Source organism: Peijinzhouia sedimentorum (assembly GCF_049340005.1).
Taxonomy (GTDB): Bacteria; Bacteroidota; Bacteroidia; order Cytophagales; family Cyclobacteriaceae; genus CAXBDP01.
In genome coordinates, this window is record NZ_JBMPIY010000010.1 from 65,855 (window position 1) to 78,266 (window position 12,412).

The window sequence follows — 12,412 nt, forward strand, 5'->3', positions numbered from 1 at the left end:
GGATTGGTAGAAAAAGTAATTACACTCGAGAACATTTCACTCCCTGATTTTTTGGGAGTAGAAAACAAGAATATCAAAACCTTAACGGATGCATTTCCAGAGAGCAGGATAATATCTCGTGGAAATGAAATCCGAATAAAGGGCGCACCACCTGAAATTCTCAAAATAAATGGCCTGCTCAATAGCCTGCTAGATCATTACCACAAGTTCGGTAAAGTAACTGAGGATAACGTGAAGAACTTTATCAAAAAAGGTGAAGATCTAAGTGTGCAAGCAGCAGAAGATGCCGTGCTAATATATGGCACCAAAGGCTATGTGATAAAACCACGTACTGCCAACCAATATGAGTTGGTAATGGCAGCGCGCCGAAACGATTTGGTATTTGCATTGGGGCCTGCCGGTACAGGAAAAACCTATATTTCTGTGGCTTTGGCCGTTCGTGCGCTCAAGAACAAGGAAGTAAAGAAAATCATCATCACTCGCCCTGCTGTAGAAGCAGGCGAAAATTTGGGCTTTTTGCCAGGCGATCTCAAGGAAAAGATTGATCCATATCTGCGACCTATCTATGATGCGCTGGACGATATGATTCCTGCTGAGAAATTGAAGTTTTATCAAGAATCAAGAACGATAGAAATAGCTCCGTTGGCTTACATGCGCGGTCGTACTTTGCATGATGCATATATCCTGTTAGACGAAGCACAAAATACCACGCCAATGCAAATCAAAATGTTCTTGACGAGGATGGGACCTAATTCCAAAGTGATAATCACGGGAGATTCCTCGCAGGTAGATTTACCCAACAGACAAAAAAGTGGTCTGCATGAAGCAATCCGAATTCTGAAAGATGTGAAAGGAATTGGTATGGTAAACCTTACCGCCGAAGATGTTGTGCGCCATAGATTGGTGAAGGACATTATCAATGCTTATGACAAAGCAGAGGCAGGTACTCGCAAAGAGGATTCAAAATAATGAACTGTAAGATTTCAGAAATCAAGGATAAAGCAGAGCTTGATGCTGCTTTTGCAATCCGCTATAAAGTATTTGTCGATGAACAAAAAGTGCCATTCGATGAAGAATGCGATGAATTTGAAGAGTCATCTATCCACCTAATTGCCAAAGACAATGATGGGAAAGCCCTAGGAACTTGCCGGTGGCGACAGACGGATAAGGGCATTAAAATGGAGCGATTTGCTGTATTGAAAGAAGCTCGTGGAAAAGGAGTTGGAGCCCGACTTGTCGAAGCATGCCTTGCCTCAATTTCCTCCCGCCCATTCACCAAAGGCAAAAAACGCTATCTGAATGCCCAAGTTTCTGCCATCCCATTGTATGAAAAATTCGGCTTCAAAGAAGTAGATGAGCTTTTCGATGAATGTGGAATTATGCATCGCCAAATGGAAAGGCCTGATAGGTAATGAATTATCATTTTTGTAAATTGCTTTTAAAGCGATTTGCAAAATGTTTTTCTGGAACCCATTTCCATTTCTAAGAATTTCACTAGCAACAGCGGGAGGTATATTACTTGCCTATCATTATCCCGACTTAATAGCCCATGCGCACTGGTTTTGTTTAGGCTTCGCATTGCTTTTTGGGCTGGTATTGTTTTGGTCGAATACTAAGGCCTCAAAATTTGCTCAATATCTATCAGGATTTTTGCTAATTCTCTTTTTCGCTTCCTTTGGTTATGCCCTGCTCATACAGCATGATGAGTCCAGAAATGCAGATCATATCCTGAATATCCATGAAATTGAATACTGGCAAGGGAAAGTCGAAGGATGGTTGGAAGAAAGAGAAAATACCTACAGAGCAGAGGTATTTGTAGAGAGAGTTTTTACCGATGGGCAATGGAAAAAAGCTAGCGGGAGGGTGTTGACCTATTTCTCAAAACCGACCGTGGATACGCTGAATCTGCAATATGGCACAGAATTGCTTTTCGCAAATACTCCAAGACCGGTGGATCCGCCAATGAATCCAAACGAGTTTGATTATCAAAGTTACTTGGCCGATCAGCAAATATTCCATCAGCATTTTGTGGGGAGCAACCCTTTAGAAGTAATTGGTCAAAATCCCAGTAATCCACTATTGCAAAGAGCCTATAAGCTCCGCAGTTTTTATCAAGCTAAGCTGAGCGAGAATATTGCAGGTGAACAGGAGAAGTCGATTGTTTTGGCGCTTCTACTTGGTATTAAAGATGGACTAGATCATGATTTAAAAGAGGCTTTTTCAGCAGCGGGTGCCATGCATATTTTGGCCGTTTCGGGTTTGCATGTAGGCATTATTTTTCTTGTGCTTTCGAGTATGTTTTCCTTCCTCAAAACCAGGGGAGGCAAAAAGGGAATCTTTCTGTTTCTGTTGATAAATCTTTCTGCATTGTGGCTGTACGCTCTTTTGGCGGGAGCGTCGCCTTCCGTATTGCGGGCGAGTACAATGTTTAGCATGATATTGCTCACACAAAGCTTTTTTCGTAAAAGCAATATTTATAATAGCCTGGCTTTAGCGGCATTTGTCTTACTCATCTACGACCCATATTTACTTTTTTCAGTTGGTTTTCAGCTATCCTTTTTGGCGGTGTTCGGCATTGTTTTTATCCAGCCCAAATTGTCTCGATTGCTTGTGTTCGACTCATGGCTCATGCAAAAAGGCTGGGAGCTCACGGCTGTTTCCGTTGCTGCACAATTGGCCACTTTTCCTTTGGGTTTGCTGTATTTTCATCGATTTCCCAATTTCTTCTTGATCTCCAATTTGGTGGTGATTCCAGGTGCATTTGGGGTGTTGTTCGTCGGTGTATTTTTCTTCCTCACTTCATGGCTACCTTTTATGGCAAGTTTGCTGGGCACGGTGCTTTACTGGCTGGTTGCCGTTATCAATAAGTTTGTATTTATGATTGAGGCTTTGCCATTTAGCTCATTTGTCGGTGTTTGGATTAGTCCATCTCAAGCGCTGTTGCTCTATGCCATCGTAGTAGCGAGTTGTTTAGCTTATGGTTTAGGCGAGCGGTTTTGGTTGCGCACGACTTTTATTGCATCACTTATTTTTCTGACGACCAGCTATATGATCGTCCAAAATGCTTATCAAAAGAAGCAACTTACCTTTTATCGAATACCAGGTTTTTCGCATTTGGAGGTTCATCAGGCAGGTGTTTTTACCTCCCGCTCCGCCAATGTTCCTGCGGATAAAATCGGCTATCATGTGCAACCAAGTCGCATTCGGAATTTGGTGAATCAAGCAGATGAGTCCTCTTTTGTTGAACAAGATCCATTTCTTATTTGGGAAGGAAAATCATTTCTTTTTATTGAAAATGAAGACCAAAAATCGGGAGATAGTTTGCAAGTAAACTACCTTGTATTGGGAAATGATGCCGTTGATAAACTTGCACCTTTGGTGGCAACAATTAATTTTGATTATTTAATCATCGACAGTTCCAACTCTTGGTATCGAGCTAATCAATTGATGCGGGAGGCGGAGGCATTAGAAATTCAATTTCATAGTATATTGCATCAAGGAGCGTTCACTATTACAACAAACTAAGATTATGATCACCCAATACGAAGTAAAAAACCGAATAGCCTACATCACTCTAAATAGACCTGAAAAGCGAAATGCCATCAGCAATGATATGGTGTCTGAATTGATGGGTGCATTTACAAAAGCCGAGCAAGATGAATCGGTGAAAGTGGTGGTTTTGAGGTCGAATGGTTCTTCTTTTTGTGCAGGTGCTGATTTGGCTTATCTTCAAAAGTTGCAAAAATTTACCTACTCAGAAAACCTCGAAGATTCCAATCATCTGAAAGGACTTTTCTTGAAGATTTACACGCTAAGCAAGGTGGTAATCGCTCAAATTCAAGGGCATGCATTGGCGGGAGGATGTGGTTTGGCGACTGTTTGCGATTTTAGTTTTTCGGTGCCTGAGGCAAAATTTGGCTATACAGAAGTGCGAATTGGTTTTATTCCAGCTTTGGTGAAAGTATTCTTAATCCGCAAAATTGGTGAAGGCAAAGCCCGTGAATTGTTACTAACAGGCGACCTGATCGAAGCTGAAAAAGCTAAGGATTTGGGACTGATAAATTATGTGGTGAGTGCCGATGAATTGGAAAGTAAAGTGGAGGAATTTGCGCAAAAGCTGATAACCCAAAACTCTGCCCAGTCGATGGCTTATACCAAAAAGATGATCTGCGAAGTACAAGGAAAAGGTTTGGAAGATGCCCTAAAATATGCTGCAGAAATGAATGCCAAAGCCCGCGCCAGTGAAGATTGCCAAAAAGGAATTGCTGCGTTTTTGAATAAGGAGAAGGTTGAGTGGTAGTTGAATTGGAGGTTGGTGTTGTAATAACGAAATATTGATCTTAGCTAATAAGTTCGCTATTATGCATCGCATCCTTTTTCAATACAAAGAGCATCACATGAATTTCGATAAGCCATTGAATTGTAAAGCTATTTGGAATTTTTCTTGTTACTTTTTGTCATTGCCACAAAAAGTAACCAAAAAAGTCTAGACAAAAAGAAGCTTCCACGCACAAGGCCAACGCCCACCTTCGGTCGGTAAACCCACCTTCGGTCGGCAGGCCGGCCCGCCTTTTTGTCCTCCCACCCGCAAACAGCCATTTCTTATTATTTTTTTCTTTTTCTTCTTCCTAATCGGCCTAGGAGATTTTCCCGTTAAGAAATATGAGTAATAAATAGGCTTTCTAGAGCCAAAGACTGTTTGAGCGCAGCGAGTTTCTTTGGGTCGCCTATTTATGGAACATATTTTAGGGAAAAGATCCTCAGCCTTGACTTTTTGTTTCTTTTGTGTCAAGACAAAAGAAAGGAAAGGAAGAGTTTAGCTATCAAGTTCGCTATTATGCATCGCATTGTTTTTCAATACAAAGAGCATCTTATGAATTTCTATAATCCATTGAACTTCAAAGCTGTTTGGAAGTTTTCTTGTTACTTTTTGTCATTGCCACAAAAAGTAACCAAAAAAGTCTAGACAAAAAGAAGCTTCCACGCGCAAGGCCAGCGCCCACCTTCGGTCGGTAAACCCACCTTCGGTCGGCAGGCCGGCCCGCCTTTTTGTCCTCCCACCCACAAACAGCCATTTCTTATTTTTTTTCTTTTTCTTCTTCCTAATCGGCCTAGGATATTTTCCCGTTAAGAAATATGTGGAATAAATAGGCTTTCTAGAGCCAAAGACTGTTTGAGCGCAGCGAGTTTCTTTTGTGTCAAGACAAAAGAAAGGAAAGGAATAGTTTAGCTGTCAAGTTTTCAATTAAGTATTGTATTCCCTTTCAATACAAATTGCTATTAATTATATTCATTAAGTAATTGATTATCAACGGTTATAAAATGGAGTCACACGCGGCACGCGTGCGCCAGCTTGTAGATTTAAGTTCGTCCTTGCAATTAATAAATTCATCCTGGCTATTTTTGAAATACTTTGCACAAACCACTAGATATACTGAAGCAATACTGGGGCTATGACCAATTCAGACCTTTGCAGGCGGATATTATTGCTAAAGCAATAGATGGTCAAGATGTCCTTGCATTACTGCCAACGGGTGGAGGTAAATCGCTTTGCTATCAAGTGCCAGGCATGTGCATGGAGGGAGTTACAATTGTGATCTCACCGTTGATTGCACTGATGAAAGACCAAGTGGAGCAATTGCAGCAACGTAATATACCAGCTGCTGCGATCCATTCAGGTTTGCATTTTCGTGAAATAGACATTCTCCTAAATGAGGCAATGGCCGGGAAGTTGAAATTCCTGTACCTCGCTCCGGAGCGATTACAAACTGAAATATTTCAAGCCAGATTCCCGCAAATGCCCGTGAATTTAGTGGCCATAGACGAAGCGCATTGTATTTCGCAATGGGGCTACGATTTTCGGCCTTCGTATATGGAAATAGCCAAAATCCGTGAATTGAAGGCAGATGTTCCATTTATCGCGCTTACGGCAAGCGCCACCCTCAAAGTGCGGGAGGATATTCTTAAAAATCTTGAACTTAAATCCCCGCAGATATTTGTTAAAAGCTTTGCAAGAGATAATCTGACTTTTGCGGTGCGCAAAGTGGAGGATAAGCAATCCAAATTACTGGAAATCATTAGCAAGCTGGAAGGCACTGGTTTAGTATATTGCAGAAGTAGAAAAGGAACCCAAGAAGTTGCCAAACTACTGCAAAGTCAAGGGATGTCGGCAGACTATTATCACGCGGGTTTAGACGCATCCTCACGATCACGCAAGCAGGAAGATTGGATTGGCGACAAAACCCGCATAATGGCCTGTACTAATGCTTTTGGGATGGGCATTGATAAGGCCGAAGTGCGATTCGTAGTACATTGGGATATGCCAGATTCCCCGGAAGCATATTATCAGGAAGCAGGTAGAGCTGGGAGAGATGGCAAACCTTCATTTGCCGTGCTGTTATATCAAGAGAAGGATATTTTGGAATTGCGTGAATGGAAGGAAAAGGCTTGGCCTGATGAAAAAACCATCCGCCAAGTGTATCAGAGTATTGCTAATTATTATCAAATTGCTGTTGGTAGCCATCAAATGGCCGCTTTGGATTTCGATTTGGAGCAATTTTCTCGTAAAGCAAATATCTCGGCAGTTAAGGTTTTTCACTCCATCAAGAAGCTCGAAGATGAAGGTTATATATTACTCACAGATGGCTTTTATCAACCCTCCCGCTTTATGTTTTCGGTCAACAATAAGGAGCTTTATGAGTTCCAAGTGGCCAATAGTCATATCGATTCTCTGGTGAAAATTCTGCTACGAATGTATGGTGGCGAGGCTTTTTCTCAATACATGAATATTGTGGAAGAGAAGATTGCCAAGGCGCTTTTTATCTCGCTAAAAGAAGTCGCCGCAAAGCTGGACTGGCTCAAAGAAAGGGAAATTATCTATTACGAAAAGCGATCTGATAAAGCTCGCTTGGTATTTACCCTACCTAGGCATGATGCGGCGTCGATGCCTTTGGATATTGTGAAAATGAAGGCCAGAAAAGCAGCAGAAATGGCGCGGGTGGAAGCGATGATTAGCTATGCGCAGGACAAATATTTGTGTAGAAGTTTGCGCTTGCAGAATTACTTTGGTGAGGAAAGCTTGGAAGCCTGTGGTAAGTGTGATTTGTGTCGCGGGAGGAATAAGGAGAACAAAACGGATAATAGCCAAATCGAGAGGAAACTAAATGATTTGCTAAGAAACGAGCCCTTATTGCCATCCGTATTGGCAGCAAATTTTGATGACTTAGAGCAAACCGCAGTACTACAAATAATCCGACATTGGTTAGATGCCGGGTTAGTGAAATATGATCAGAATGGACGGATTGCTTTGAAAGGGTAATTCTATTTTAACACCGACCCACCTTTTTGTTTCCCAACAGCAAAGAAAGGAAGAGTTTAGCTATCAAGTTCGCTATTATGCATCGCATTCCTTTTCAATACAAAGAGCATCTTATGAATTTCTATAATCCATTGAATTTCAAAGCTGTTTGGAATTTTTCTTGTTACTTTTTGTCATTGCCACAAAAAGTAACCAAAAAAGTCTAGACAAAAAGAAGCTTCCCCGCGCAAGGCCAGCGCCGGCTCGCCTTTTTGTCCTCCCACCCACAAACAGCCATTCTTCCTTGTTTTTTCTTTTCTTCTCAATTGGCCTAGGAGATTTTCCCGTTAAGAAATATGTGGAATAAATAGGCTTTCTAGAGCCAAAGACTGTTTGAGCGCAGCGTTTTCTTTGAATCGCCTATTTATGGAGCATATTTTAGGGAAAAGATCCACAGCCCTGACTGCCGTCAGGCAGGCTTGACTTTTCCTTTCTTTTGTGTCAAGACAAAAGAAAGGAAAGGAAGAGTTTAGCTATCAAGTTCGCTATTATGCATCGCATTGTTTTTCAATACAAAGAGCATCTTATGAATTTCTATAATCCATTGAACTTCAAAGCTGTTTGGAAGTTTTCTTGTTATCTTTTTGGACTCGGTTAAGAAGGCTCTTAATCGACCTCAGGCTCGTAATTGCCCGATGGAAATTATAAATGATTGTTGAGCCAAACGGTCAACGTTATTTAGGCATTCACATTTTTCAACCGTCCTCCGTCAACCCATTTTTCTCCAAAAACGTTTACTATGCTCCGTTAGTTAAAAATATCTACCCAAAAAATCACCAAAATCACCACCCAAAACAGTCCTGAATTTCCTTCAATTTCCAAAGCCTAATCAGCTCATTATCCATGCACATTTTGCCCAGTTTCTAACCAAATTATGCTCAAATCAACCCACCTCTTTGCAGTAAGTTGTTTTTTCGGAAATAGTCAAATATTATCATTTTGAATACATAAATTTAAAATATGAATTTTTTTTCACTCAATTTTAGCCCACTTTAGTGGGTGTTTACCTTAGGGTTTCCTTCGTGTTTCCTTGCTTTCCTATTCGTGTTTAATTCGTCAATAAGGTTTCAGAAAACGCATAAAGCGAATATTGCACAGAAAGTAACATAAAACGAAGAAAACGAATATCACGAAAAATGTGCAATAAACGCATATTGCGAATAAAACGCACGTTCATTTTTTTATCCCTAAAGGATTCAGCAAATTAGTTCAAAGCCGAAGCAAACCACCCAAAATGGAGGGTGCTGCCAGGCCCAAAAAATACGATGATCATTGAGCGAAAAACGACCCAAAATCGCAAAATTTCGCCCAAAGATCAATGCCCAAAATACGTCCAATTTTTTAAAAAAGACCCGCAACTGTTCGACATTTGCAATGTCGAACTCCTGATAAAAAGGATTTGTAATCCGACTTTCGATAACGAGCGAAAATACGGCAAGCAGGGATTAATCAATTTCACGCATTTTTTTCAAGCCTAAGAGGTCCCATTTGTTTTTACAACGCTTATGCGCAGCATTTGACCCTATTAGTGCGGTCAAACTAACTATAAAATGAAATGTCTTGCTGTAAATCAATCCCTATTTTTTTCAAAGACTCAGAAGAGGACAAATCAAGAGCCATTTTCTTGCTATTTTTTCTTCCTAATCGGCCTAGGAGATTTTCCCGTTAAGAAATATGTAGAGTAAATAGGCTTTCTTGATTCAAAGACTATTTGAGCGCAGCGTTTTCTTTGGGTCGCCTATTTATGGAGCATATTTTAGGGAAAAGATCCTCAGCCCTGACTGCCGTCAGGCAGGCTTGATTTTTTGGCATCAAGGCAAAAGAGCGTAAAAGATGAGTTTAGCTATCAAGTTTGCTATTACGTATCGCATTGTTTTTCAATACAAAGAGCATCTTATGAATTTCTATAAGCCATTGAATTTCAAAGATGTTTGGAATTTTCCTTGTTACTTTTTGTCATTGCCACAAAAAGTAACCAAAAAAGTCTAGACAAAAAGAAGCTTCCATGCGCAAGGCCTACGCTGGCCCGCCTTTTTGTCCTCCCACCCGCAAACAGCCAAAGCATAAAAATTGAGGTTTCTTCTTTCAGAATCACTCAAACTGAACAATTACTACTGATGGCCAATATTAGGCTTCTACTTCTAATCCAACGCTTTCACCCCTGGCAACTCCTTACCTTCCATAAACTCTAGCAAAGCACCGCCTCCTGTACTTACGTAAGACACATCGTCGCCATAGCCAAATTTGTTGACTGCTGCGGCGGAATCTCCACCTCCGATAAGGGAGAATGCGCCATTTTTGGTCGCTTCTACAATCGCTTCGGCAACGGCCTTTGTTCCTCCCGCAAAATTGCTCATCTCGAATACACCCATTGGGCCATTCCAAAGGATGGTTTTGCTAGTTTTGATTACTTCGGCAAAGGTCTTTTGACTTTCTGGCCCGATATCAAGACCCATCCAGCCATCAGGAATATGTTGATTTTTGACAACATCTGTTTTGGTGTCATTGCTAAATCCTTCTGCAATAATTGAGTCGCTAGGCAATAGTAATTTCACTCCCTTAGCTTTGGCTTTTTCCAATAGCTCTAGCGCCAAATCGAGCTTATCTAACTCCACCAATGAGTTGCCAATATTGCCTCCCATTGCTTTGGTGAATGTGTATGACATGCCGCCACCAATGATCAGATTATCTACTCGATCGAGCATCTTTTCAATGATCAATATCTTGTCTGAAATCTTAGCACCTCCCATTATTGCTGTGTAAGGTTTTACGGCATTATCCAATACTTTTTGAGCATTGTCCAGCTCAGCTTGCATTAAGTAGCCACCAATGCGAGTTTCGAAAAACTGCGCCACAATTGAGGTGGAAGCATGCGCTCTATGCGCTGTTCCAAATGCATCATTTACATAAACATCGCCCAATCGAGCTAATTTCTTTGCGAAATCGATATCGCCTTTCTCTTCTTCCTTGTAGAAGCGAAGGTTTTCCAGCAACAACACCTGTCCGGCTTCAAGTCTATTCGCCTTTTCCACAGCATCCTCGCCTATACAATCATCCGCAAATTGCACATCGCGGCCAAGGGTATTAGAGAGGAGATTTAAGATATGTTTGAGTGAATATTTATTTTCAGGGCCATCTTTTGGTCTGCCCAAATGGGACATTAGAATAACTGAACCGCCATCTTTCAAAATCTTATTTATACTTTTTACTGCAGCTTGAATTCGGCTATCATCTGTAACTTCAAATTGCTTATCAAGCGGTACATTGAAATCCACCCTCATAAGGGCTTTTTTTCCAGCGAAATTAAATTTATCTAGTGTAAGCATGGCTAATTATTCTTGAGCTGAAGCTCGGTTTAATCTATCATTTATGGCCCTACCCAATCCTATATCGGGCATGGTTTCGGCGATTATAAAATGCGCCGATGAATTATCTAAATACCGCAATGCGGCAAATAATTGACTTGCCGCTTCGGTTAAGTTTCCGCTTGGACTAAGTTGCACTTGCAGTTTATCATCAATGCCCGCCACTTTTGTGGAAAGCGTGATTACCGCTGCATCTTCTTTTCCTAGCTCATTGAGCAATTCATCTAAATCACCAAAATGCACTTTTTTGCGAGGCGCATAATGCGACTTAAGCATTCCAGGTGCATGCGGATTGGAAGTTGAATGTTTCATCACCTTAAGCGATGGATATTCCTCCCGCAATTCTTCCAGCGACATGCCGCCCAAACGGTACACGATCATTTCCTCATTTTCGAATCCGATTATGGTAGATTCTATTCCAACAGTGCAAGGGCCTCCATCCAAAATATAAGCGATTTTTTCTCCCAACTGATCATTCACATGCGCCGCTGTAGTTGGACTAATATAGCCAAAAGGATTGGCACTTGGTGCCGCCAAAGGGAATGGCAATGCTTGAAGCAAGGCCAAAGTAAGCGGGTGGTTGGGGACACGAATAGCCACTCTATCTAAGCCGGAAGTGACCAAATCGGGAATAGTGGATTTTCGTGGAAGTAAAATGGTTAATGGACCCGGCCAATAGCGATTGGCTAAATCATAAGCAGCCTCAGGAATTTCGGCTAAATAAGGCTCAGCAGCTTGTAAACTAGCTACATGCACAATCAATGGATCGAAACTCGGACGAGCTTTTACTTCAAATATTTTACTTACAGCATTGATATCAAGCGCATTTCCAGCCAGTCCATATACAGTTTCGGTAGGAATTCCCACCAATTCACCTTGGGAAAGGAGCCGGGCAGCTAGCTCAATATCAGTGCCTATTTGTGCCATTATTCCTCTGAACAGAAATCTGCTATTGCTTGATCTGCTTCCTCATGACCGAGATTTTTCGCACGGATGAAATTGCTACAGGCCATATCCATTTCTTCCAATCCTACATGCACCAAGCCCAACCAATAATAGGCAGCAGCATAGTTTTGATCAAGATTGATCGCCACGCCAAAATCTACTTTAGCTTGGTCGATATTGCCAATAGCCAAGGCAGCACGGCCTTTATTATAAACCGCCATTACATCATTGGGATCCAAAACTACAGCCTGCTGAAAATCTTCATAAGCCTGTCCAAATACCTCGGTTTTGAAATACATAAATCCGCGATTGATATAGGCGTCTTTCAGCGTAGGTTCGAAACGGATGGCAATATTATAATCTTGGATGGCATCGAAATTTCTATCCAACTCGCGCAATGCATTGGCACGATTGAAGAATGGCTTATATCCCGTGCTGTCCAGCTTTATAGAATTGGTAAAATCCTCTACAGCCGCCTCGTATTCCATATTTTCGAAATGCGCAATACCACGTAAGTTGTGCATTTGTGCATTGTCCGGATAGGCTTCTACACCTCTGTTAAGATAATTTAGCGCTTCTACAGGTTGCTCAGCGTCAATATTTTCAATGCCTTTTTGGATAAATTCTTCTGCTGAAGGATTACAAGCTAAAAGGCTAAATGTGGCAATAATTACAATTAAAATTCTCACGGTTTTTTTTTGCAAAAATAGGGATAAAGGTTGAAAGGAGGGGATTTAATTCTTTG

At 41.3% G+C, this 12,412-nt stretch carries 8 protein-coding genes; 5 read left to right on the top strand and 3 right to left on the bottom strand.

The genetic code is table 11. The features are described 5' to 3' along the window. Positions 1-3: 3 nt before the first annotated feature. From ACOXY8_RS13185 to ACOXY8_RS13205, 5 genes are all read left to right on the top strand, one after another. Complete coding sequence (locus ACOXY8_RS13185; RefSeq protein ID WP_458332070.1) at positions 4-969, top strand: PhoH family protein; 966 nt, start codon at positions 4-6, stop codon at positions 967-969. Beyond that, a complete protein-coding gene (locus ACOXY8_RS13190) occupies positions 969-1,412 on the top strand; it encodes a GNAT family N-acetyltransferase (RefSeq protein WP_458332071.1) in 444 nt (147 codons plus the stop codon). Before ACOXY8_RS13185 ends, ACOXY8_RS13190 begins: the two co-directional genes overlap by 1 nt. 43 nt (positions 1,413-1,455) lie before the next feature. Beyond that, a complete protein-coding gene (locus ACOXY8_RS13195; RefSeq protein ID WP_458332072.1) occupies positions 1,456-3,525 on the top strand; it encodes a ComEC/Rec2 family competence protein in 2,070 nt (689 codons plus the stop codon). A 4-nt stretch (positions 3,526-3,529) separates the two neighbouring features. Next, positions 3,530-4,300, top strand: a complete 771-nt coding sequence (locus tag ACOXY8_RS13200; RefSeq protein WP_458332073.1) for an enoyl-CoA hydratase/isomerase family protein — start codon at positions 3,530-3,532, stop codon at positions 4,298-4,300. A gap of 1,113 nt (positions 4,301-5,413) precedes the next feature. Further along, positions 5,414-7,318: a RecQ family ATP-dependent DNA helicase gene (locus ACOXY8_RS13205; RefSeq protein WP_458332074.1), complete on the top strand. Its 1,905-nt coding sequence runs from the start codon at positions 5,414-5,416 to the stop codon at positions 7,316-7,318. A gap of 2,180 nt (positions 7,319-9,498) precedes the next feature. On the opposite strand, the gene ACOXY8_RS13210 is transcribed toward ACOXY8_RS13205, so the two are convergent. Genes ACOXY8_RS13210 through ACOXY8_RS13220 form a run of 3 tightly spaced genes read right to left on the bottom strand, consistent with a single transcriptional unit; the run spans position 9,499 to position 12,356 of the window. Then, entirely contained in the window at positions 9,499-10,683 is a 1,185-nt protein-coding gene (locus tag ACOXY8_RS13210; RefSeq protein WP_458332075.1) for a phosphoglycerate kinase, read from the bottom strand. A 6-nt stretch (positions 10,684-10,689) separates the two neighbouring features. Then, positions 10,690-11,649 carry an L-threonylcarbamoyladenylate synthase gene (locus ACOXY8_RS13215; RefSeq protein ID WP_458332076.1) on the bottom strand — a complete coding sequence of 320 codons (960 nt, stop codon included), beginning with the start codon at positions 11,647-11,649 and terminating at the stop codon, positions 10,690-10,692. Continuing rightward, positions 11,649-12,356, bottom strand: coding sequence for a tetratricopeptide repeat protein (locus tag ACOXY8_RS13220; protein WP_458332077.1), 708 nt, complete (start codon positions 12,354-12,356; stop codon positions 11,649-11,651). The genes ACOXY8_RS13215 and ACOXY8_RS13220 overlap by 1 nt, the downstream gene beginning before the upstream one ends. Between the last annotated feature and the right edge of the window lie 56 nt (positions 12,357-12,412).